This window comes from Paenibacillus sp. NAIST15-1 (assembly GCF_001894745.1).
GTDB lineage: Bacteria > Bacillota > Bacilli > Paenibacillales > Paenibacillaceae > Paenibacillus_B > Paenibacillus_B suaedae.
Genome location: NZ_BBYF01000002.1, coordinates 278,707 through 301,090, shown reverse-complemented (window position 1 = coordinate 301,090; position 22,384 = coordinate 278,707). Strand labels below are relative to the sequence as shown.

At 46.5% G+C, this 22,384-nt stretch carries 25 protein-coding genes; 3 read left to right on the top strand and 22 right to left on the bottom strand.

Annotation, left to right across the window (positions count from 1 at the left end):
- Window positions 1-49: 49 nt before the first annotated feature.
- The 11 genes from PBN151_RS05050 to PBN151_RS05000 form a co-directional block, all read right to left on the bottom strand.
- A complete protein-coding gene (locus PBN151_RS05050; RefSeq protein ID WP_021259221.1) occupies window positions 50-637 on the bottom strand; it encodes a lysophospholipid acyltransferase family protein in 588 nt (195 codons plus the stop codon).
- 12 nt (window positions 638-649) lie between these two features.
- Window positions 650-1,342: a (d)CMP kinase gene (cmk, locus tag PBN151_RS05045; protein WP_065290839.1), complete on the bottom strand. Its 693-nt coding sequence runs from the start codon at window positions 1,340-1,342 to the stop codon at window positions 650-652.
- A 119-nt stretch (window positions 1,343-1,461) separates the two neighbouring features.
- Window positions 1,462-1,737 carry a hypothetical protein gene (locus PBN151_RS05040; RefSeq protein ID WP_072727935.1) on the bottom strand — a complete coding sequence of 92 codons (276 nt, stop codon included), beginning with the start codon at window positions 1,735-1,737 and terminating at the stop codon, window positions 1,462-1,464.
- 78 nt (window positions 1,738-1,815) lie between these two features.
- The gene (locus PBN151_RS05035) at window positions 1,816-2,460 is read right to left on the bottom strand and encodes a flagellar brake protein (protein WP_072727934.1); all 645 of its coding nucleotides are present in this window, start codon (window positions 2,458-2,460) and stop codon (window positions 1,816-1,818) included.
- Window positions 2,461-2,561: 101 nt separating this feature from the next.
- Window positions 2,562-3,902, bottom strand: a complete 1,341-nt coding sequence (gene ypeB, locus PBN151_RS05030; RefSeq protein ID WP_072727933.1) for a germination protein YpeB — start codon at window positions 3,900-3,902, stop codon at window positions 2,562-2,564.
- 336 nt (window positions 3,903-4,238) lie between these two features.
- On the bottom strand, window positions 4,239-4,964 hold the full coding sequence (gene prsW, locus PBN151_RS05025; protein WP_051249867.1) for a glutamic-type intramembrane protease PrsW: 726 nt from the start codon (window positions 4,962-4,964) through the stop codon (window positions 4,239-4,241).
- 328 nt (window positions 4,965-5,292) lie between these two features.
- Window positions 5,293-5,913, bottom strand: a complete 621-nt coding sequence (locus PBN151_RS05020; protein ID WP_021252911.1) for a genetic competence negative regulator — start codon at window positions 5,911-5,913, stop codon at window positions 5,293-5,295.
- A 205-nt stretch (window positions 5,914-6,118) separates the two neighbouring features.
- Window positions 6,119-6,571 (bottom strand): DNA-directed RNA polymerase, encoded by a 453-nt coding sequence (locus tag PBN151_RS05015; RefSeq protein ID WP_072727932.1) that lies wholly within the window; start codon window positions 6,569-6,571, stop codon window positions 6,119-6,121.
- A gap of 74 nt (window positions 6,572-6,645) precedes the next feature.
- Complete coding sequence (locus PBN151_RS05010) at window positions 6,646-7,476, bottom strand: metallophosphoesterase (protein WP_227774401.1); 831 nt, start codon at window positions 7,474-7,476, stop codon at window positions 6,646-6,648.
- A 3-nt stretch (window positions 7,477-7,479) separates the two neighbouring features.
- Complete coding sequence (locus PBN151_RS05005) at window positions 7,480-7,845, bottom strand: hypothetical protein (RefSeq protein ID WP_021252914.1); 366 nt, start codon at window positions 7,843-7,845, stop codon at window positions 7,480-7,482.
- A complete protein-coding gene (locus PBN151_RS05000) occupies window positions 7,842-8,435 on the bottom strand; it encodes a type II CAAX endopeptidase family protein (protein ID WP_072728495.1) in 594 nt (197 codons plus the stop codon). Before PBN151_RS05000 ends, PBN151_RS05005 begins: the two co-directional genes overlap by 4 nt.
- 174 nt (window positions 8,436-8,609) lie before the next feature.
- Here PBN151_RS05000 and PBN151_RS04995 point away from each other — a divergent pair, with 174 nt between their 5' ends.
- The 3 genes from PBN151_RS04995 to serA all read left to right on the top strand — a co-directional run bounded on the left by PBN151_RS04995 (window position 8,610) and on the right by serA (window position 11,238).
- Window positions 8,610-9,182 (top strand): tetratricopeptide repeat protein, encoded by a 573-nt coding sequence (locus PBN151_RS04995; RefSeq protein WP_083544931.1) that lies wholly within the window; start codon window positions 8,610-8,612, stop codon window positions 9,180-9,182.
- 124 nt (window positions 9,183-9,306) lie between these two features.
- Window positions 9,307-9,441 carry a hypothetical protein gene (locus tag PBN151_RS32630; protein ID WP_436971853.1) on the top strand — a complete coding sequence of 45 codons (135 nt, stop codon included), beginning with the start codon at window positions 9,307-9,309 and terminating at the stop codon, window positions 9,439-9,441.
- 210 nt (window positions 9,442-9,651) lie between these two features.
- The gene (gene serA / locus PBN151_RS04990; protein WP_072727931.1) at window positions 9,652-11,238 is read left to right on the top strand and encodes a phosphoglycerate dehydrogenase; all 1,587 of its coding nucleotides are present in this window, start codon (window positions 9,652-9,654) and stop codon (window positions 11,236-11,238) included.
- A 158-nt stretch (window positions 11,239-11,396) separates the two neighbouring features.
- Here the strand turns inward: serA and PBN151_RS04985 are convergent, their stop codons facing one another.
- The 11 genes from PBN151_RS04985 to PBN151_RS04935 all read right to left on the bottom strand — a co-directional run bounded on the left by PBN151_RS04985 (window position 11,397) and on the right by PBN151_RS04935 (window position 22,270).
- A complete protein-coding gene (locus tag PBN151_RS04985) occupies window positions 11,397-12,821 on the bottom strand; it encodes a sensor histidine kinase (protein ID WP_072727930.1) in 1,425 nt (474 codons plus the stop codon).
- Window position 12,822: 1 nt separating this feature from the next.
- Window positions 12,823-13,539, bottom strand: a complete 717-nt coding sequence (locus PBN151_RS04980; RefSeq protein ID WP_021259234.1) for a response regulator transcription factor — start codon at window positions 13,537-13,539, stop codon at window positions 12,823-12,825.
- A 229-nt stretch (window positions 13,540-13,768) separates the two neighbouring features.
- Entirely contained in the window at window positions 13,769-15,028 is a 1,260-nt protein-coding gene (ccsA, locus tag PBN151_RS04975; RefSeq protein ID WP_021252919.1) for a cytochrome c biogenesis protein CcsA, read from the bottom strand.
- Window positions 15,025-16,707, bottom strand: a complete 1,683-nt coding sequence (gene resB, locus PBN151_RS04970) for a cytochrome c biogenesis protein ResB (protein ID WP_072727929.1) — start codon at window positions 16,705-16,707, stop codon at window positions 15,025-15,027. Before resB ends, ccsA begins: the two co-directional genes overlap by 4 nt.
- A 26-nt stretch (window positions 16,708-16,733) precedes the next feature.
- Window positions 16,734-17,261, bottom strand: coding sequence for a redoxin domain-containing protein (locus PBN151_RS04965; protein WP_227774399.1), 528 nt, complete (start codon window positions 17,259-17,261; stop codon window positions 16,734-16,736).
- 215 nt (window positions 17,262-17,476) lie between these two features.
- Complete coding sequence (locus PBN151_RS04960) at window positions 17,477-18,223, bottom strand: pseudouridine synthase (protein ID WP_072727928.1); 747 nt, start codon at window positions 18,221-18,223, stop codon at window positions 17,477-17,479.
- Window positions 18,224-18,329: 106 nt separating this feature from the next.
- Window positions 18,330-18,875, bottom strand: a complete 546-nt coding sequence (locus PBN151_RS04955) for a spore maturation protein (RefSeq protein WP_021252923.1) — start codon at window positions 18,873-18,875, stop codon at window positions 18,330-18,332.
- 73 nt (window positions 18,876-18,948) lie between these two features.
- Window positions 18,949-19,611 (bottom strand): nucleoside recognition domain-containing protein, encoded by a 663-nt coding sequence (locus PBN151_RS04950; protein ID WP_072728493.1) that lies wholly within the window; start codon window positions 19,609-19,611, stop codon window positions 18,949-18,951.
- Window positions 19,612-19,638: 27 nt separating this feature from the next.
- The gene (locus PBN151_RS04945) at window positions 19,639-20,940 is read right to left on the bottom strand and encodes a D-alanyl-D-alanine carboxypeptidase family protein (RefSeq protein WP_072727927.1); all 1,302 of its coding nucleotides are present in this window, start codon (window positions 20,938-20,940) and stop codon (window positions 19,639-19,641) included.
- Window positions 20,941-21,134: 194 nt separating this feature from the next.
- Entirely contained in the window at window positions 21,135-21,620 is a 486-nt protein-coding gene (gene ytfJ / locus PBN151_RS04940) for a GerW family sporulation protein (RefSeq protein ID WP_021252926.1), read from the bottom strand.
- Window positions 21,593-22,270 carry a DUF2953 domain-containing protein gene (locus PBN151_RS04935; protein ID WP_021252927.1) on the bottom strand — a complete coding sequence of 226 codons (678 nt, stop codon included), beginning with the start codon at window positions 22,268-22,270 and terminating at the stop codon, window positions 21,593-21,595. Before PBN151_RS04935 ends, ytfJ begins: the two co-directional genes overlap by 28 nt.
- Window positions 22,271-22,384 lie beyond the last annotated feature (114 nt).

Here is a 22,384-nt window from a genome sequence, read left to right as displayed (position 1 = left end):
AAAAATAATACCTGTAGTATCATACCATCGAAGCAAAAACATGCATGAATTACGATGCAGCCTTTTCCTCAAGTATAATGCGATGGATATGCTCCATAATGCGTTCAGTCGCTAGCTCAAGTGCGCCGCTTCCATGCTCCAATAAGTCAGACATATCAATCGGCGGACCATATACGACCTTCGTCTTGCGGAACAGCTTATATTCCCCAATTACGGCAACAGGAACAACGGCAGCCCCGCTCTTCAAGGCAATCATCGCTGCACCTTTCTTCGCTGCGACAGCACCATCTGTATTGCGTGTGCCTTCCGGGAAGATCCCCATAATGTCTCCGTCGCGAAGCAGGTTAAAAGCAGTTCGGATGGTTTCTTTGCCCACTCCGCCGCGCTTAACCGGAAAGGCTCCGAGACCGTTTATAATCTTACCCAGCACGGGGACGTCGAATAGTTCAGCCTTCGCCATAAAACGAACCTTACGATCCAACATAATCCCGATTGCTGGAGGGTCTAATAAGCTTATATGATTGGAGCAGAGGACTACACCGCCCTCTTTAGGAACGTAATCCTTCCTCTTCGCTTCAAGTCGGAACAAGAACCGGTATAATACTCGAAGCAATGCTCTTGCAAACGTATAGAACATAATTGTTACAGCTCACCAACTCTTTTGTAAATTAGCACGCTCAACGATCGTCGAAACAACATCAGCAATTGCCATTCCTGTCGTATCAAGCAGAACGGCATCTTCAGCTTGACGAAGTGGGGACACCTCACGCGTCTCATCCTGACGATCCCGATCCGCAATCTCTTGGATAAACGTCTCAAGAGAAGCGTTCTCCTTGTCCTTCCATTCTGCATAACGTCTGCGGGCTCGTTCCTCCACAGAGGCTGTGATGAACCACTTCAATTCTGCATCAGGAAGTACATGTGTACCGATGTCTCGTCCATCCATAACGACACCTTTGCGTGTTGCCATTTGACGCTGCATATGTACTAACTGCTCACGAACGACTTGGGATTTGGCATAATCAGATGCCAAGCGGCTGATCTCAGACGTACGAATTGCATCCGTAACATCTTCACCATTCAAAATAACAAATTGCCGCTCGCCTTCCGGCTTCAGTTCCAAGGTGACTCGTTTCAGTTCTTCAGAGAGCGCTGCTGCCTCATCGGGTTGAATGCCAGCTCGTGACATGTGAAGAGATATCGCCCGGTACATCGCACCGGTATCTATGTATACATACCCAAGCTCTTGCGCAACTAGGCGTGCAACCGTACTCTTACCAGCTCCCGCAGGCCCGTCGATGGCAATATTTATGTGATGTCTGCTGTGATCTGACTGTGTCAACGGGGCTGACTCCCTTCGTAGAAAAACATTTCATGCACCATTCAAGAAAAAAGCAGGCGTTGCCTGCGACGTGAAAATTATACCACACATAGAATAGGGATGCAAAAAGGGAATCGCAGTCACCTCTTCTGCAAGCCTCTATCGAATGATAGATTCTCTTCCTCAAAAAAAGGCTGAAAAGGAACCCCTTCCAGCCTATCCACAGGCGATACCCACGGTCGAAACGTATCAACAAGCAGTAAGGATTGGGCGGCTACAACACAGAGTACGAACCATAATAACGAGCGAACTAGCCATTTCGATAATAAGCCGCATAGCTCAGGATGTGTGATATGTTTTGAATAAGTGCGCCATGCTATTTTACGGTTTGGTTTCTTCTTCAATCGTCTGTGCATAAGAAGTCACCCCTTCGTTTTGGAAGTAGTATGGCAACCCTGCAATCAAGCTATGCACAGTTTCAACACATATGTATGTTATTTCCGTAAATCCAACTGCCGTTCAAAACAATAACGAATCAGTTTCTGCTGTTCTACATTCGCAATCTGGTCAAACTTAAGCATGATTAACTGGCGCTCATCATTGAGAGGCTGAACACGAACAATCTGCCCAGTAAAGAAAACATGCTCGATAGTACCGCTGCGGAACGGTACTGCAACCCAGCTTTGGATGATTTGTGATTCGCGCAGCCCCCATTTGGACTCGGTAACAAAGGAGAGGCCACCACCGCTAATATCCTCTGTCAATGCTAGAAATTTCACACCATCCAACGTACTGATTGCCATCTCCAACGACGCTTGTACACGCAAATAGTTGCGTCTCTGCATTCGTGATACCCAATGGGGCTCAGGCTTCCGAATTGACATCATCGGAATGGTTTCATTGCGCCTGCCCATTACCTGTGTACGAAAATGCCACTTTACCCCATCTGATTGCGAGAAGTAGACATTCAGCTCCTCTCCATTGGAGAACAAGCCGTATTTACCCGTCTGTTCCGACAGCGGGATTTCCATCCAGATCAGCTGTTCATTTATCTCCGTTACTCTCGCCTTATAGGCAAACCCGTCCACTTCTTCCCGAACTGGCTGCACGTACAAGGTGTCACTGACATTCGGTAACATATGCTTCCCCTCCATGAAGATTATACCATGATACCAATATGCCAAAAAGAAAAAGGTTCCAATTCCCTTGCTAGGAATTGGAACCTTTATTTAGCCTTCATTTATGATTTGAGAAGCTTCATCTCTTCAATCTGTTCTTCTGTTCCATTGTCGGCATTAATGTACACACGGTAAGCACCGCCATTAATTTTGCCTCCGAACTCATAACAGAGCACTTCTTCAGACAGATCATTTTTAATAAGCGACATGCGGTCATACAGAACGTCCATGTCAGGATTCAGCATTGCTTGCGCCTCTTTTTTGCCCAACTTCGGCTTGCCAACCTTGCGCTCCTTGCCTTCATAGACGAAATCAGCTGCCTGCAGCCCGGTAACTTCGCCATTGTCCAATGCTACGCGAGCTGTCACCTGCTGCGGATATAGATATACGCCATCAGCAACCGGAACTAGTGTAAGACTGCCTGTATTATTATACTCATCATAACGAACTGCAGCCATGTCAGGATAGTCATTCTTCTTCAGGAATCGCTTCGCTGACTCTTCGGCTTGCGCCATCGTCAACTTTTTCTTGCCAACGGGACGCGTGTCCATATATGACATCAGAAAGCCTTGTTTCGTGTAGTCCAAAGTGAGTGCACTGCCATCGTTCTTATATTTCGTGAAGACGGTATACGACTCATATTCGGTACCTTTGCCGTTCTTTCTAACTTGAACGGGTTCATTTGGCTTCTTAATTAGGAATTTCTCTGCTTTTTCTTTAATTTGCTGCTCTGATAGTGGATTTCCCTTCAGCATCTTCACGGAGCGCTTCGTATACACGCTTGATATAGAAGGTCCCCAGTTCAGCTCTGGGTACTCGCTAACCTTTTTATCCACCGTTTTGAAGCCGTCGATAATTGTATTATCCATCGTCTTCTTCTCGGAGGCCATTGCCGTCTCAACATCCATCCAGCGCAAACTTTGACTGATGACTTTATTCTGAACCTTCTGCAAGTCTTGTGAGATTTGAGCAGCATTCTGGTGCAGTGTCTTCAGAATTTTCACCTCATCATCACTAAGAGGCTGCTTCGTCATATCTCTTACAGCAGCTCGATATGAGAAGTTTGAGATCCGTGATAAGAAGTCTTCTGTCTTGTTAAATGGCAGCAGCGTCAACGGCAGCTGATTAATTTCATTTTGCGCCTGGCTTGTAATTCTCCATACATTCACAAGGCCTTTGCGGTGCATCGCTTGCGATTTGGAGTTAACTGCAAGTGTCTGTCCCAGTTCAGAATGCAGTTTATCAACATGATACGTCAAATCATGAAAGGCACGCTGATATTGGTTCTCTGCCTTAATCAATATAGAGTTCTTCTCTTGATGCTCTTGATATCCCCATACAATCGCCCCAATAAATAAGAGCGCAAAAATCGGAAACATCACTGCACTTAATCGTTTATACATGGTACAAACGTCTCCCTTCACAGCTACTTATACATCATAGTGATGTTAGTTTGCTGGATATCAGGGAGGTTTATGCATCGATTCCCATTATTGCACTCTTATTACGATACTTATATTGGCTCTTCATCAATATGAAATGCATCTCGATTATCACAGATGCATTGTTTGAAGCCCGTTTCAATTCGACCCTTTTCCCGTTTGCCACGTAGAATGAATTTTTCGCCGCAGCATTGGCAGCGAATGGTTACCTTCACCCTCACATGAGCCCTCCTTGCTACCATGTACTGCGCCCGTTCGTGCGGTGCACAACTTGAGCATGTACATATAGCATTCCCATTATTGCTCCATATTAACCTCATCTTCCGGATTCATTAATCGGAGCGGAGATCGGGCATTGGCACGACGTACTTTCCCCATGCCGTAATACCAGAGAAACAGCATCAGCGGCACGATGAACCACAGCCAGTAACGGGTGGACATCATTAGGATAAGATCATACACTCCATGCCAGAACAACGGTAATCCAATCGAGTACATTAAATATTTACGTGATCGACCGCCAAGGAATTTTGCCTTTCCCATGTAATAGCCCATGATGACACCAAATAAGGCATGTCCGGATACAGGCAGCAAGGCACGCATGAGCATTTGAGAGAATGACGTCTGATTAAGCCATGCGTACATGACATTCTCTATGGTCGCAAATCCGAGCGACACCGCAACTGCATACAGAATCCCATCATAGTGTTCATCGAACTCTACATGATTGTAAATCATGTGGTACAGCACGAACCATTTGACAAATTCCTCTACACCGGACGAGATTAGAAAAGAATACACATACGGATTGTTTCCCCACCACAACACAAGGCCATGTTGAATAATCATGATTGGGAATACAATAAGAAACCCCAGTAGAAAGACACGAATGACCATATGAATCGGTTCATAGTCATATCGATCCTTCAAGTAGAAATATGCCAGCAATGCAATTCCTGGAGCGATTGCTGCTGTAAGCAAAGGCAATATAGGCGTCGAAGCTTCACCAGATTGTGCCGCCATCTGAGAAGTGTCTGCGACTAGCATGCCGATAGCAGTTAGCAAAGTCACCTTCACATCCTCCTTTGGCGGCTATACATAAAAATTATGATCATTTGGATAACAGTAAGTATACCATACGTTTGCAATGTACGCTTACCCTGTCGAATGCTAGGGAATAATGATGGTTTCAAATGAAGATATCGAAACGGGCAGTGTCCAAATCATTGGAAAATGCATATATTGGTTGACGTAGCCATCTGCTGGAAAAACACGAAACAGGGAGCCCGAATTTTTCACTTGCCATGAAAAATCTCAAGCCCCCCTGTTCACGGACGCATATTAAACTGTCCTACGCGCGACGCGGACTGAAATGTGTACAAGTAACGTCGATGGCATCCTCTGCAATGATACACTTCCCATACTCCTCCAGAACAGCTGTCGTCACTGACGCCGCTTCTCCATACTCAGCCATGATTGCAATGAAGGCTTGCAATCGCTGAGGATCCGTATTTGCCGGCTCCGCATGGAAAATCCACTGTCCATTATATTGGTAGAGCGCACCTGGTACGGTAAAATTGCCATGAACCGTATGTGCCGCCTCGATGAAGTCTTCAAAATCTCGAAATGCGAATACGATCGTATCGCTCTCCTCAAGCGTTACTTCCATTTCATATACATCATCCAACTCGTCATCCTCAATGCCGTCACCATGACCTGAAGCATGGTTCCACTGCGTTCGCGTTACGATAACTACCATACCTTGTGCAGGCATTGCGAATACTTCTACGGCTAATGGTCCCGTCGCATCAAATCCGAGTTCGGTATACGCCTGATCCATCATTTCCGCGAACAGTTCCTGCAGCTTAGACATTTCCCGCCACAGATCGTCGCGTTTGATCCCGCGCTCAGACAAATCGTCGAACGTAAGGAAAATTCGAATCTTGTCTTGACTGATACGTTCGATCTTCATGACAGGACCCTCCTTTGCAACTTCGGTTATAACAGATTATGAAGCAACATATAATATGTGCTGAAAATGGTTCTATGTAATTCATGTTATCATTTCTTGTATGGATTTGCACTACATAAAATAGTTGTCAGAGAGTAAATGTACCAAACATTGAAGAAGCTGCCGAAGAAATTCGGCAGCTTTTAAGATAAAATTTCCTCAGCTATCAGTGAGTGGACTGTTGTTCTTCGAACGGCTTGCTGCGTGGAGCAGCTTGCGTTTTGGAAACGCTAGATACTGTTGTAGTAGACGTTTCTGTTTTCACAGCTGACAAATCGGATGGCGTCGGAGCCAGCCCATTTTCACGCAAAATCGCATCCACCTTGCGCTTCACTTCTGGATCGCGCTCAATCAGTTCCTTGACGCGATCCAAGCTGAATGAGTCCGACTTAGATGCCTCTTTGGACAACTTCTTCATGTCAAGCAAGGAAGCAATATCCGGCATATTGGACGTCGTCACATCCATAACCTTATCCTTCGCTTTGCCAACCACATCCTGGACGACATTGCCTGCAACATGCAATTTAGATTGCAAATTAGCCAGCGAACGTCTGTCAGCCAAGTACATACCAGCCAGAACGCCAATGGCTGCACCAGAAATGAACGATGTCACTTTCACTGTTGTTCCCTCCTTCAATTCGTTAGGATCAATTGTAGTGTGAGCGCAACTGTATCGAACCATCCGGTAAAAAATCAGGAAATCTGGCCATCAATGCCCGAACGAAGCGTAATAAAATGTGCCTCAGGCTTACATAATAAACGAAAAGGAACATGCGAGGTGCCGAACCCCTTCGTGATAAACAATGTTGTAGAACCTTGTCCAAGAAAATTATGCCAGCCACATAGATATTTGCGGTAAAACTTAGAGGTGCGAAGCGGCCCGTATCCAGGCAGGTAAATTTGCCCTCCGTGCGTATGTCCTGACAATACGAGATCAATCCCTTGCAGCTCAGCCTTGCGCAAGGACAGCGGATCATGTGTTAGAACAATGGTACAGCTAGGCTCTTGTTCTGGCTCACTCATAGCAAGCTTCACATTCGTTCGCTTCGAGCTATAGTCATCCCAACCAACAAGCCATATAAATTGACCATTCTGCTCCAACCGCATTGCTTCATTGTCCAGCACCTTAACACCTAGCTGATTCAGCTTATCATCTAACTCCCGAACATCGGCCTTATAATCATGATTGCCATGTACAGCCGTCACAGGCCCTAATTGGCGCAGCTTCGCTATATTCTCCACACTGGATTCCAGATGAGCACCTTGATCAGTCATATCCCCACCGACAAGAAACAAAGAAGCCTGTTGATGACCCAAAATCTGCTCAATATGTCTGACAGTCAATTGCCTTCGATGAAAGTCACTTATAAAAAACAAGCGGACCCCGTCGAATGTCGACGGCAACCGCTTCAGCACCACTTCTTCTTCTGTAATTGTAAACCCCCGTGCTTCCCATAACATATAAACAACAAGCATTCCGGCTGCTGCCAGCAAGCCTGCAATGACAGTAAAAGCAACCATCATCGATTACCCCTCCAGCCCCAGCTTATGACGACCCCAAAATAGTAGTCCAATTAACAATCCTACAAATAATAAAAATAGAAAATTATAAAACCATTTTGTCAGTCTAACATAACTCGACGGAAATAACTTCTTGCGTGACGGCAATGAACGATCATCCATATCTTCATCTGATGCGGAGATATTCTCTGCAAGATGAAGCAGCTGTTCTTCCGATATCGCATGGTTGCTGTCTTGTTGCTCCGTATGTGTGTCTTTCTTCGATGAATTTTCTCTCAATGAACGTAAAGCATCTAGTGCCGGGCTATGTAGGTCTGGCTCTTGCTTGCGAGAGAACCCTCGAAATAAAGGGTGTGGGTGATTCTCGCTCATACTTCCCTCCGAAATCGTATAATGAGTCCCATAATGAGATCAATGATAAAATGTGCTAGTATAGGAGCCCACAGGGTTCCTGTCCACTCATAAATAGTACCCAAAGCAAAGCTAATTAGAAACACCATTCCAGTTGGTAACCAATGGCGCAAATAACGTACATGGATAGCTGCGAAAATAATACTCGTCCAATATGCACCAAATGCGTGCTGTATTGCCCCGCGAAAGAGCATCTCCTCACATACGCCAACGATAAAAGAGATAGCAATTATATGCCATATTGGACGATTGCGGAAGAGCTTTTCATTCACCCCACCGTCGTCCGTCATATCATCAGGAGCAAATCTAGAAACCGCGATGTCAACAACAATAACTAGAGCAGCCAATCCCGTTCCAAGCCATACCCATGACAGATTCGAGGTCTGTGTAGTTAGCAATAAGAAAGGATTTCTGCCTTGAAGCCAAATCCACACCAAACCGAGAATCAGTGTGATTCCCTGTGTTACATACAAATTAAGAAGAAGCACCTTATCATCTAACTGTTGTATGTCTACTTGTCGAGATTTGAAATCATTCCATTTCTGTTTCATTACATCCCTGCCTAACGAGTTAGCAATCCATATTATATCCCTCAATAGATGCATCATATCAGATTGAAGATGGTTCATTCAAGTTGAGGAATCTGCAAAATCTGCGATTGTATTGCCTAATGCGACACTGCCTTCTAAAATAAATGCACTTCACACGAAAGGAGACCGTTTTTTTTGCCTGCATCTATGCATTTCAATTGCACCTTCTATTTCGATGACGATCTGAGAGAGGTTCCGCACTCCCTCTCTGATATGTGTAATGCCATTGCTTATATAAAAGAACAGACCCAATCTGATCAGCAGAATCAAGAGGAATTAGGAAGACAATACGGAATGCTGGGTGTTTACAGCCGAATTGTCGGCAATTACGCGGACAGCATTACGTACTTAACTTCCGCAATCTCTATTCATTCTGCAATGAACAATGCTAAGCAGGTGTGGATCAATAAGCTCCGTCTCGCTCATACCTATCAATGGATGCGTGACTTCCACACATCGAACCGCATGTTCGACGATCTATTGGAACATGCGATTTCGAACGATCAACATTTCAATTTGCTTGACTTTCTCTATCAACATTATGGTAAAAATCTATATGACCAATACAAGTACGAATCAGCTCTCCCTTGGTTTGAAAAAGCATTAAAAATCCGAACAAAGTCCGAAAACGAAGAACTGATCCATTCTTCCCAAATCGCAATAGACGCCTGTATAAAACATATTCTTAAGGAATCCGGCAAATCATAATAATCCGTACAATTTACAAATATTCTACAGTTATGTTCGTATAAAAATCTATTGACACCCTAACATTTGCATGGTACATTAAGTAAAATTTCATGAGTCAAACGGTGAAGGAAACGAACATTCAGTGAAGCCTGCAGAGAGCCGATGGTCGGTGCGAATCGGTGGCGGATTGACTTGTTCCAGCGTTCCGGAGTTGTTGCGTCGAACCCTGATGGCAGTAGGCGTAACCGAATCGAACCCGTTAACGTTCGGCGTCTAGCATAGACGCGTAAGGCTGCTTGTGCGAATAAGCAGCGAATTAGGGTGGCACCACGAAGATGGAACTCTCGTCCCTTACTACGGTCGTAGTATGTGGACGGGAGTTTTTTGCTATATTCTGGATACATAACCAAGGCCTCATTTCAACAGCAAGATAACGGCATTGCCGTTTCTAATACAATATATAGCTATGCTCAGGAGGGAGAATTCCATGTTCAAAGTATTAGTATCAGACCCGATTAGCGATTTCGGGATTCAGAAGCTTGTTGACGCAGAGGATATTACAGTCGTGAAGCAAACAGGGTTGTCGGAGGACGAGCTGGTTGGCATTATCGCAGATTATGATGCTCTGCTCGTTCGCAGTCAGACTCGCGTTACAGCACGCGTCATGGAAGCAGGTAAGAATCTTAAAGTTGTGGGCCGTGCGGGAGTCGGTGTAGACAACATTGATCTGCAAGCAGCCACACAGCACGGAATTATCGTAATCAATGCTCCTGATGGGAATACGATTACAACTTGTGAGCATGCTTTTGCCATGATGATGGCATTATCTCGTCATATCCCTCAGGCTTATGCAAAGACAATCAATGGAGTATGGGATCGCAAGACTTTCCTAGGTGTCGAGCTGATGAACAAGACCCTTGGTGTTCTTGGTATGGGTCGTATCGGCAGCGAGGTTGCCAAGAGAGCGAAGGCATTTGGCATGGACATCATCGGATATGATCCATTCATGACAGAAGAGCGTGCTGAAAAATTAGGGGTTAAACTTGGCACAGTTGATGAGATTATTCGCGCAGCCGATTTCCTGACGGTTCATACACCATTGACGCCTGAGACGAAGCATATGATTGCTCGTCCACAATTCGAGGTCATGAAACGCGGTATGCGCATTATTAACTGCGCACGCGGTGGAATTATCGATGAAATGGCACTTGTCGAAGCAATCGATGAAGGCATTGTGGCAGGAGCCGCATTCGATGTATTCGAGGTTGAACCTCCACAACCGGATCACCCATTCTTGAGTCATCCGAAAATTATCGTCACACCTCACCTTGGCGCATCCACTGTTGAGGCGCAAGAGAACGTGGCTGTCGATGTTTCGGAGCAGGTGCTGCATATTCTACGCAATGAACCGTTCAAGAATGCAGTTAACATGCCGCCGGTTGCGCCGGCTGTATTGAATAAAATCCAACCTTACTTCACACTTGCGGAGAAGCTGGGGCAATTCGCTTCACAAATGACAAAGAGCCCAATTCTTGAAATCCTTGTTAACTACTCTGGTGATCTGGCTGAGGTCGATACGCAAACTATTACGAGACATATCGTGAAAGGCGTTCTCACCCAGCATTTTGGCTCAGATGTGAACATCGTCAACTCTGTTCACCTTGCCAAAACGCGCGATATTCATATTATCGTTCAGCAATCCCACGTTGCCAAAGGGTTTACAAATCTGTTGTCCGTAACTTTGAAGACGAACACAGAAGAACGACTCGTAGCTGGTACATTGTTGAACGGATATGGGGAACGTATCGTACAAATTGACAAGTACCCTGTAGACCTCTCGCCAGAAGGGCATCTGCTATTAATTTCGCATGATGATAAGCCTGGCGTAATTGGAATTGTCGGTACACTACTTGGATCAAATGGTGTTAACATCGCAACCATGCAAGTTGGTCGGAAAATTGTCGGAGGGTCTGCCATCATGGTGCTTTCCGTCGACAAAGCCATTCCAGAAGAGGTAATCGCAAAACTGAAAGAAACTACAGACATTAAAAAAGCCAAAGAAATTGTGCTGTAAACCGAACTTATCCTTCATCAGCTCGTGGAGTAGTGGAAACTGTTCCACGAGCATCAAGATTAATCGGAAAATTGTGCCCTCGTCTGACACATATTCCAATCGTCATTCTACAAAAAAACACCCTATTGCCGATGAACTGCGCAATAGGGTGTTTTGTGTCATATACTGGTTTGTGTTGGCTGTACGGGTAGAGCAATGGAGAATGTAGTTCCCTTCCCTAATATGCTGTCAACTCGGATATGACCCTGATGTGCTTCGATAATATTTTTGACAATCGCTAGACCTAGTCCTGTGCCGCCTGAAGGGCCGCGTTTGCGCGCCTTATCAGCCTTATAGAATCGTTCGAACACATACGGGACATCCTCTGACGGAATACCCTGACCATGATCCTCAATGTGAATCCACAACCACTCATTGTCCGTACGTTCCGTCCGAATATGAATCGGTTGTCCTTCAGAGGAGTGGCGTAGTGCATTGTCCAGCAAATTCGTCAACACTTGCTCTAACCGATCTTCATCCGCTTCAGGAAGAATTGGATCCATCGCATGAAGTTTCATTTCAATCGGTATATTACGTTCCTTCGCAAGTACTGTGAATTTACGATAGACTCGGGAAGCAAGTTCGTGAACATCCGTCTCTGCTTTGTGCATTGGCAGATGGCCCGCCTCCATGCGAGCTAGGTCGAGCAGATCCTTCACCAGCCTTCCCATACGCAAGGACTCGTCATGAATAACCTGAACAAGCTCTCTGCGTTCCTCTGGCGAAGCAGCTATATCATCCAATAATGCCTCACTATATCCTTGAAGCATGGACAGTGGCGTACGAATCTCGTGCGATACATTCGCGACGAAGTCTTTGCGCAGCTTCTCCAGCTGCACTTCTTCGGTCACATCCCGCAATACGGCTACGGCACCGCGTACGCGGCTGTCTGCATGCAGAGGCCCCATCACAACAGACCAAACCTGCTGCTTCACATGAACACGGGTCGTAACCTCCCGAGCTTCAGAAATAACGGTATGAAAAATGAGTCTTAACGGCTCCGGCACTCCGGATGCACCTGTCATATCTTCATCGATCGCCCAATCCATTCCATTCCAGCGGCTCATGACTGTTTCACCATGCGGGTTCGCGAGCAGCACCTGTCCCGATGCATCAAAGGTAATAACAGCATCCGTCATACTGCGCAAAATACTCGCTAGATGCTCCTTCTCATGCTGCAAATCCAAAATAGTGGAGTTCAGTTCCTCCGCCATATGATTAAACGTCTGGGACAACTCCCCGATTTCATCAGAGGAGCGAAGTGTTACTCGTGTGGAGTAATCGCCTTGACGAATCGTATCGGCCGCTTGCTTCAGCTTACGAAGCGGTTGCGTAATCTTCGTAAATAAGAAGAACGCAAAGAAAGTTGTAAGTGAAAATCCAATAATTCCTGTATATACGAACAACTGCTTGATATCGTTCGGATGCGCGAAATTGCTGTCAATGTAATGCAGCAAATACAGACCTAAAATGATAAGTACAAAAGCAACTAGACCAATAATGGTCATCCACAACTTGCCGACAATGCTTCGCCAAAATTTCACGTTATTTTGGCACCTCGAGCTTGTAGCCGACACCCCATACCGTAGTAATCATAGTAGCTGCTTCTGGCGAGACCTTATTCAACTTCTCACGCAGGCGCTTCACATGCGTATCTACAGTACGAAGGTCTCCAAAGAACTCGTAATTCCATACATCCTTCAGCAGCTCTTCTCTTGAGAACACCTTGTCCGGAGATACCGCCAAATAATGCAGCAGTTCATATTCCTTAGGCGTCAAGCTAATCTCTTGGCCCCCTGCTGTCACACGATGTGCATCATGTTCAATAATGAGATGCGGGAATACAATGTTGTTGCTCGCCTTCGGATCGCTTGTCAAAAAGGCTGTAGCCGAAGATCGTCTCAGGACTGCCTTCACCCGGTAGATGACCTCGCGCGGACTGAAGGGCTTGACAACATAATCATCTGCACCAACTTCGAAGCCCTGCACTCGGTTAATCTCTTCCCCCTTGGCTGTCAGCATTATGACTGGCGTCGCCTTCACTTGTCTTAAGCGCGTGCATACTTCTACACCGTCGATGCCTGGCAGCATCAAGTCAAGAAGAATGAGGTCATACTCTTCACTTACAGCCATTCGCAGCGCTGCTTCTCCATCTTCCGCCTCTTCAATTTCAAAACCTTCTTTTTCAAGGTACATTTTCAACAGTCGGCGTATCCGCTCTTCATCATCGACGATCAAGATTCGATTCACTTGCTCGGACATGTATGACTCCCCTTTCCACCATAAAAGAAAACCTCAAGCGAAGCCAAGTGCGGCTGCAATTGATGAGGTTGGTAGCTCTAGCTGTAATATAAGCAGGCAACTCGCAGGATGCTCCTCTCGCCGTCGCCTTGATACTTGGCTCTATTATAGCAAAAATGTGAACGACTGGGGTACTCCTTGTTCGTAATCCCAGTCGTTTCATCTTTTTGCCATTTGTTAACCTTTATTTTTATACCCCTGAGTAGGAATGCAGGCCTGATATCACCAAGTTCACCCCAACAAGTGTGAACATGACGATGATAAATCCAATTACCGACATCCAAGAAGACTTAGTTCCCTGCCAGCTGCGTGCTAGACGCAAGTGCAGGTAAGCGCTGTACGCAAGCCAAGTCACAAGCGCCCATACTTCCTTCGGATCCCAGCCCCAAAATCTTGACCATGCAACCTGGGCCCAGATCATTGCAAAAATAAGTGCGCCTAACGTAAAGATTGGGAATCCTATCGCAATTGAGCGATAGCTAATCTCATCCACAGTATCTGGATCAATCCCATGGAACAAGGGTTGGAGGGCCTTCGCGATTGGCTTGCGCAGCAGCAAGCGAATTAATCCGTACAAGATCAGTCCTGCGATGACCGACCATACTACCGTATTCAGCTTCCGACCCGCTTGAACTCCCTTCATCCAGCCCGGTGCTTCCATTAACGGCAGCTTCATGCCTAGGAAAGAGGGTAGTGATTGCAAGGTAGCTTCATCACTTAAATGCGGAGCCACAAGCGGCGGCATTGTATAGGTGACCATCTCCAAGCCTGTCTCGATCTCCCCTCCGGTCTTGACCGTTTCAACTTTCTGTCCTATAACCACCTCATAGCTTGCAGCACGAAAACTGTATACGACCACGATAAAGCCGATGAATACAACGATGCAGCCCATTGTGAACTCAAGCCAGCGCTGCGGCTTGCGCGAACTTCCAGCATCCCAACGGACGGTTCGCAATAAGTAGAGCAGTCCTGCAACAAAGGCTACCGCAAAGAAAGCATAGCTAAGTGCCGACATCGTCACATGAAGCTTCAGCCATACCGAGTTCAGCTGTGGAATAAGCGGCTGTACCTCGCTTGGAAAGACCGATGCATACGCCATCATCAAGAAGGCGAGCGGTACAGCAAGGAGCCCTAATACAGTGCTTCGATAAATAAGGTATACAACGATAAATGCACCGATAATCATCATCGACAAAAATGACATGAACTCATACATATTGCTGACAGGGATATGCCCAGCGTATGCCCAGCGCAATCCGAAATAAACGATCTGGCTAATAAATCCAAGTATCGTTACACCAAATGAAATTGCTCCCCATCTGCGTTCGAAGCGAACGGGATCGCGAGTTTTCATCTTCCGGCCAGCAACAGTCACGACGTACAAAATAAAGGAAAGACAAAACAAGAAAAACGCGATAATATATGCGTCCTGACTCCATTGCAAAGTCACGCCTTATTCCCCCCACGATCGATCGATTTGGCATCTACTTCTACGTGAACAGCTCCGAGTGCACCAGCCACCTCATTCCGAATTCCATACCAGTTCTTATTCGTATGGGCACCGAGCAGCAAGCGATTGCCGTCGATTCGAAGCCATATGCGGCGATGCTGCCAATAGAAGCCCATGACTAGACCGATCATACTGATACCAGCCCCAATCCAGATGAGCGGCAGCGCCGTCTCCTTACGCACGGTCATATAACTGATTGAATTCGTATAGATGATATCTTTCATGGATTCTAATCCGATGCGAAGATTGGGCATCGAGCCAGACCCTAAGCTCTCTCTCAGCTTGGCATTAATGTCATCCTGATGAAATTGATCTTTGTCCTTAGGCAGCGCGAAATACAAGTAAGGCAAGCCTTCACTTGGGAGATTCGGCCCCTTAATCAAGAAGCTGAATGCAGGTGCGTTCGGGTTTTGCGATTTTGTAGTCAGTTCTCCGTTTTTTCCAATTGCAAAATCCAAGTATTTCCCTGTCAGTTTCAGTGAATATGGACCAGCTTGAAACTCCGTAGCCGTATTCTGCACCCGAAGTTCAAACTTGCCGTATACCTCTCCTGTGTCCACATTGCTAAGTACAGGGCTTACCGCAACGAGACGCGATTCAAAGTCGCTCTGATAGACCATGAGCCCTTCATATTCAAGCGGTGAATTCAACTGTATATTGTGCCGAGCTACCTGTTCAAGCACAGGCTTCACACGCGCATCACCACACTTGTCCACACACTTGAACAGTGTCGCCTTCGTCTCGAACAGCTTCGGTATGACACGCCCTTCCTTCACGAACTGCTCAGGCATATCTTCCTTGCCGTAATATTCAACTGTAAATTTATCATTCTGCAAATAATAGGGAGTTCCAGGTATTTCACGGGCTTCTCCTTGCGGAAAGCCGTCATAATAATCGTAATGCCAGCCTGGGATGCTGCGTGCAAGTATAGCAAGCAAGAAGAGAATAAGTCCGATATGGTTGATGTACGGCCCCCAGCGGCTGAACCGGTTCTTCTCAGCTAATAGCGCCTCATTACCCTTAATAACTCGGTAGCCTTTCTTCTTGAGTACGTTCGACATGTTATCCAGCCAAGCTTCAGCATCTTGGTTTATTGATCCTTCATAGACAATCCGCTGTCTCGAAATAAACTGGACATGCTTACGTATCTTCTGCCGATGTAATGCACGATATAACGGAAGTACACGATCAATGCTGCAAATGACCAGTGAGGCGCCGATCATGACAAGCAATGTAATGAACCACCAGGATTCGTATGTATGAGACAAGCCAAGCATATAATAGATTTGTCCCAATGTACCGTACGTGCTCTTATAATATTGTGTCGGGTCTATGCTGAGAAATGAGCTTTCCTGTGGGTAGATGGTGCCGAGTGACGCACCAATTAATGTAATGACGATAAGAATAACCGCCACTTTTACTGAGGAGAAGAAATTCCAAATGCGATCAATCCATGACGGACTTGCCTTCTGTGACTTACGCGCAACCCCGTCATAACGCATTTCCAGTACGGAATCCACCTCATCCCCTTCAAATAGCGGCTTGCCGCAGGCCTCGCACAATACAGTTCCTACTGCATTCTGATGGCCGCATTCGCACTTCGTATTCTCAAACCGCACAGCCTAGTCCTCCTCCCCTTCAAGCCCTATTCTTTCGCCATTTGTTCCAAATAGGACTCTAGCTGGCTTGTAGTGACTTCCCCAGTATGAATAGCATGGACTTTGCCATCAGGCTTGATGAAGAATGTGGTCGGCAATGGACGGACACCGAAGGCTTTGGTTACACTCTTATTTGAATCGAGCAGCATCGTGAAATGAACATTTACCGCTTTCATATAATTGTCCACAACGATCGCATCTTCTCCATAGTTGATGCCGACGACTTCCACGTTGCGATCCTTCCAATCATCTGCTGCCTTCTGCAAGGTAGGCATCTCCCGCTCACACGGTTCGCACCAGGAGCCCCAGAAATTAAGCACCAGGGACTTTCCCTTGTAATCACTCAACTGCACAGTATCGCCCTTCAGCGTATGAAGCGACACATCTGGTATGCGGCTGCCAACCTCAGGGTATGTAGGCTTACTGTACGCATTGCTAATTGCAATCCCGCCAAGTATCGCAATGACAGCTAGTATGAGAATCTGGACTGTCTTGTTTCTCTTGCCCAATATCATCGCCCCTTCTTGATGTGGTTCAATTGATATAGATTGAACACTTGCTTTCTATGACATATTTCACATTCGGACGACATAAATGCAACAATTGCATTACACCATCCACGACTATTATAATTCATAGATTAGCGGACATATCTTCCTCAATATGAAAATTATGTGTCACCATATACTGGGCGGGGTGCAATAAAAGCGATTTACTGCTCTATCCGATTTTACGTATGCATGGTACGGTTGGATTTCATCTCCATACGGAGTTCGTTGACTTCCGACTTCGTCAGCACACGGTGTTTGCCACGGGGAATCCCTTGCAGCGTAATATTGCCGAACTTCACACGCTTCAGCTTGGTGACAGGATGGCCAATCACCTCGAACATGCGGCGAACTTGACGATTGCGACCCTCATGGATCGTTATACTGATGGTTGCAGTATTGCTCTCCAAGTCAACATCATGGTATTCCACCGCTGCTGGCTGAGTCATACCATCCTCAAGTTTAACCCCTTTTCTCAGTTGCTCCAGCTTATCCCCATGAGGTACGCCTTTCACGGTTGCATGATAGGTCTTCTCCACATGATGGCGCGGATGCATGAGCATATTGGCTAACTCACCATCATTTGTAAACAGCAGCAGCCCCTCTGTTTCATAATCGAGGCGTCCTACCGGATATACTCGTGCCTTTACACCCTTCATGAAATCCATGACTGTCTTGCGGCCTTCTGGATCTGATGTACTTGTAATAACGCCTTTTGGCTTATGGAAGGCTAATACTATTTTGTCGGACTTAACCGATATCGTTCTCCCACTAACAGTAATCACATCGCTTGACGGATCTGCCTTTACGCCTAGAGTTGTTACGACTTCTCCGTTAACTTCTACCTTACCTGCCTTAATAAGCTCTTCACACTTTCGACGCGATGCGACGCCCGCGTTCGCCAAAATCTTCTGTAAACGTTCTTCCATGAATGTCTGTCACCTCAAACTATTAGTATCCTCATTGAAGAGAAAAGCCCGCTGCCAAGAGGGCGCGAGCTTGTCATTAACTTACATTATTCAAGCTATTATGATATTACCCTGTAATGAAACCAAATACAAGGAAACAGACGACAATTGCTGCAATAAATCCGACCAAATCAGAGAATAGGCCAACTTTTAGTGCATACCGGCCTTTCTTAATCCCAACAGCGCCGAAATATACGGTCAACACATAGATCGTTGTATCAGTGCTCCCCTGTATCGTTGAAGCAATTCTTCCAATCATGGAATCAGGCCCGTACATCTTAATCAGATCGGTAGTAAAGGCAAGAGAGCCAGCTCCTGTAATGGGCCGCAAGAAAGCGAGCGGCATCACCTCACCAGGAATGCCTATCCAATCGAGTATCGGACGCAGCAGCCCCACCATCCAATCCATCGCACCAGATGCACGGAATACACTGATCGCAACCATCATGCCTACTAAGGTTGGAATGATGTTGATTGAAGTTTGGAATCCATCCTTCGCCCCTTCAACGAAGGTCTCATATACGGGCACACGCCGAAAATAGGCAAACAGCGGAATAAAAACGATAATGGCCGGTATGGCCCATGCGGATATAGAGGAAACAAATGCATACATAACCGGACCATCCTTTCTACTTCATTTCGAGGCTGGAAGTAAGGTCATGATGCCATAATCATCAAATCATTGTTCAACTAGCCGGTGTATGATATCCCGCTCCCTGAGATTCCGTATACCGCCCTTTGTCAGACTTTAATTGTTGCGGGGGCGGACGCTTCGCATCCTTTCTTCGGTACCATCGATCCGCGAAGATCGCTGCAAATGTTGCTACAATGGTCGCAAGCAGCGTAGTACCTACAATCTCGGCAGGATTAGCAGAGTTGAAATTCATCCTTATCGCAATCAATGTTGTTGGGATTAGGGTTATACTTGACGTATTGATTGCAAGCAGCGTACACATGGCAGGTGTAGCCGTATCTTTATTCGGATTTAATTTCTGGAGCTCCTGCATAGCTCTTATCCCCATCGGTGTAGCTGCATTGCCTAGCCCAAGCAAATTCGCGCTCATATTCGACATAATGAAGCCGAGAGCAGGATGGTTGCGAGGTACATCGGGAAACAAATACCTGACGACTGGACCAAGAGCCTTGGCAAGCCGCTTCAGCAGCCCTGCATCCTCTGCAATCCGCATGATCCCTAGCCAGAACACCATCACACTGATGAGTCCAAAGCTTACAGATACTCCTGTCTTCGCTCCCTCGAACACGGCTTCCGTCACTACGTCAATCTTTCCCTGAGCGGCAGCAGCGATGAATCCCACAAGCAGCATGAACATCCATATCGCATTTACAATGACAACCGTCTCCCTTCCCATGGGCGATCAAGCTGCGCCAAATAGTCTGCCTGTTACACGTTTTAGTACCAGCATCCATTCACTGAGTACGTTGCCGCTCTTACTTTCTCTTGGAACTGCAGAAGTGTGTTCGGCTGAACCACCTCGAGTTGGCGCAGATTCGTCTGGAGAAATTCTTCGAACATCTACACTGGCTATCGGTTCATTGTCCACATACATCGTCAAGCGTCCCTGATGACCTAACCTTGCTTCGAGACTACCGTTAGCCGGTACGACGAGCTTGGCAGACAATTTCGATTGCTCCCCATATCCAAGCGGATACGTCAGCGATCTAGAAGCTTCGAATGGCTGACCCTCAATATGTTGGCCTTCCTCTACAATCTTCGCTTGCGGAAACGCTTGAAAGCCGTAATCGAGCATCCTTCTATGGTCTTCCCAATCTCTGGAGTCATTCAGCGTTACAGCAACAAGCTGCTGGCCATTCCGTGTGGCAGAACTGACTAGACACCGCAATGCACCTTTCGTGTAACCTGTCTTCACACCATCTGCTCCTTCATACAAGTGAAGCATTTTATTCTTATTGCCCCACACATAATCCCAATTGTCGATTGTATTAGGCGCCTTCTTCGTACGGGTGCGCACGATTTCACGGAAGGTTGCATTATGCAGTGCATATGCTGATATACGAGCTAGATCTTCCGCAGTCGTATAGTGACCCTTCTGATCCAAACCATGAGGATTGCGGAACTGGGTATGCTCCAACCCGAGCAGCTTCGCCTTCTCATTCATTAAGTGGACGAAGCCTTCTTCCGAGCCTCCAACGTGCTCAGCAATCGCCACCGCAGCATCGTTGCCTGAACGAAGCATAAGGCCATACAACAAATGGTTGAGACTCATCTCTTCTCCAAGTCTCAAGTAAATGGAGGAGCCTTCCTTGCCTACAGCACGAGAAGTCGCCTTTACTTTATCCTCCAGCCGGCCATGCTCAATTGCCACAATCGCGGTCATCACTTTCGTCGTACTCGCCATTGGAAGCTCCTGCTTCCCGTTATGGCTGTACAGCACTCTTCCAGATGCTACATCTATTAAGGCTGCTGCTCTTGCCGCAGTAGATGGAGGCGCCATTCGAGCCGAAGCAGTTGCATTCGATGGCTCAACCTGCAGCGGGACAGACCATTCCTGTACAGCCTCACGCTGTGTGCGACTTGTGTCCACGGATGGATCAGCTGACGCGGCACGTCCATACAAATCATATGCCAGAACCGAGCCCAACAGTGCACACAACGCAATCATCTTTCCAACTTGTCCTACGTATGGATGCTTGCTCATACGTTCCTCCTTAATCTGTATACCGGTCAAGTTGTTCCATATGTATGCTTGTTCGAGACCGAGTATGTCCATCACTTACGATTACTTAAGCAAGCAGGAGTTGTTCTAATGAAAAATAGCGTCAAGCTCCCGTTGACTGCATCGCCATTTTACCGGCAATAACGGCAGCAACAATCAAGCCTGACGCCATATTCCTACCGATCCGATATAATAATATCCTCGGCCGTCGTTGATTCCTGCTTCTTGAACATCGAACTGATTTGATCCAGCACATTAGGTGCGGCATCAATAATTTTCTCCAGCAAATGCGTCTGATTGTCGAGCGACACGACATCAATGCCCCGCCTGCCAACGACGAGAAAGGCAATCGGTGTTATGTAGACGCCACCGCCGCTACCTCCTCCAAATGGCTTAGAACCATAGGCATAGGCTGCAGGAACTGTACGGGCCTCACCACGTTCTGAGGCTGGTCTGTCATGTCTGTCGTGCCTGTCGTGTCTCTCATCCAACCGGAAGTCGCTGCCTCCTGCCGCAAAGCCAAATGCAACACGGCTTATCGGCAAAATGACACTGCCGTCAGGTGTTTGGACAGGATCGCCCACGATTGCATTTACATCTACCATAGCCTTAATATTGTTAAAGGCTGCATGCATTAAGCCCTCGATAGGATGTTCCGCCATGTTCGTATTCCTCCTTCTGCGCGAACGATGCGAATAATCAACTTGATTACAGCAGTTATAGCGTGCACGATGCGAATTTTGGTTATACAAACGATCCTAGTGGAAAAAAAAGGGGTGTGAAATTGCGGATTCACTTCCATCTGAGGATGTCTTCGAAATCGAATATGGTGAGACAATGCTCCTACCAGCATGCTCTTCACTGACCATGATGCCCCTGTCAATAGACAAGCTGTTGCTGGATTAAGCAGTCCAATCTCCGTATCCCAAGTAAACATGCTGCACTGTACCCGCTGGAGAGTTTCTTTGAGCCATAGAATGATGCAACGCGTATGACGTAGAAGTCGCCGCACGTTGTGCTTATATCTCTCTATCAATTTTTTATCGACCTGAGTTTCATCTCGACTTGCATGACCTGTTCCGACATTATCCTTAGCTTTTACATGCAGGTGAACCCCTGTTTCCATGTTAATAAATCGAATGGATCGCCATTCATATTTCCAACGAAGCAGTCCATAGCATGCCCGAATCAATAGAACAACTCGCTCATGTTTTCCTGATTTGTGAATGATGATTTTGCACTCAATGGACGAAAAGACAATGAGGGCAAGCAAGACAACTACTATCCCTCCAGCAATCGCCCATCCTATCATGTCATGCGCCTCCATTTCCTAAACTATCCGTATTATGGCCTTTTATCCAAACTAGCATGCACGAGGAGCATAATTCCGAGTGACCTTACCAAATAAAAAAACCCGGCAGCTCGT

Excerpts from the sequence above, each read along its gene's own strand:
- PBN151_RS04980 (WP_021259234.1), bottom strand. The coding sequence starts at position 13,539 with ATGTCCGAGCAAGTGAATCGAATCTTGATCGTCGATGATGAAGAGCGG.
- PBN151_RS05005 (WP_021252914.1), bottom strand. The coding sequence starts at position 7,845 with ATGAGCGAGAATCACCCACACCCTTTATTTCGAGGGTTCTCTCGCAAG.
- ypeB (WP_072727933.1), bottom strand. The coding sequence starts at position 3,902 with ATGTATAAACGATTAAGTGCAGTGATGTTTCCGATTTTTGCGCTCTTA.
- PBN151_RS05010 (WP_227774401.1), bottom strand. The coding sequence starts at position 7,476 with ATGATGGTTGCTTTTACTGTCATTGCAGGCTTGCTGGCAGCAGCCGGA.
- PBN151_RS04935 (WP_021252927.1), bottom strand. The coding sequence starts at position 22,270 with ATGATAGGATGGGCGATTGCTGGAGGGATAGTAGTTGTCTTGCTTGCC.
- PBN151_RS04955 (WP_021252923.1), bottom strand. The coding sequence starts at position 18,875 with ATGTATGCATTTGTTTCCTCTATATCCGCATGGGCCATACCGGCCATT.
- PBN151_RS05050 (WP_021259221.1), bottom strand. The coding sequence starts at position 637 with ATGTTCTATACGTTTGCAAGAGCATTGCTTCGAGTATTATACCGGTTC.
- ytfJ (WP_021252926.1), bottom strand. The coding sequence starts at position 21,620 with ATGGCGGAACATCCTATCGAGGGCTTAATGCATGCAGCCTTTAACAAT.
- PBN151_RS04945 (WP_072727927.1), bottom strand. The coding sequence starts at position 20,940 with ATGAGCAAGCATCCATACGTAGGACAAGTTGGAAAGATGATTGCGTTG.
- serA (WP_072727931.1), top strand. The coding sequence starts at position 9,652 with ATGTTCAAAGTATTAGTATCAGACCCGATTAGCGATTTCGGGATTCAG.
- PBN151_RS05035 (WP_072727934.1), bottom strand. The coding sequence starts at position 2,460 with ATGTTACCGAATGTCAGTGACACCTTGTACGTGCAGCCAGTTCGGGAA.
- PBN151_RS04965 (WP_227774399.1), bottom strand. The coding sequence starts at position 17,261 with ATGATATTGGGCAAGAGAAACAAGACAGTCCAGATTCTCATACTAGCT.
- PBN151_RS04960 (WP_072727928.1), bottom strand. The coding sequence starts at position 18,223 with ATGGAAGAACGTTTACAGAAGATTTTGGCGAACGCGGGCGTCGCATCG.
- PBN151_RS05020 (WP_021252911.1), bottom strand. The coding sequence starts at position 5,913 with ATGAAGATCGAACGTATCAGTCAAGACAAGATTCGAATTTTCCTTACG.
- PBN151_RS05040 (WP_072727935.1), bottom strand. The coding sequence starts at position 1,737 with ATGCACAGACGATTGAAGAAGAAACCAAACCGTAAAATAGCATGGCGC.
- prsW (WP_051249867.1), bottom strand. The coding sequence starts at position 4,964 with ATGGCGGCACAATCTGGTGAAGCTTCGACGCCTATATTGCCTTTGCTT.
- PBN151_RS05000 (WP_072728495.1), bottom strand. The coding sequence starts at position 8,435 with ATGAAACAGAAATGGAATGATTTCAAATCTCGACAAGTAGACATACAA.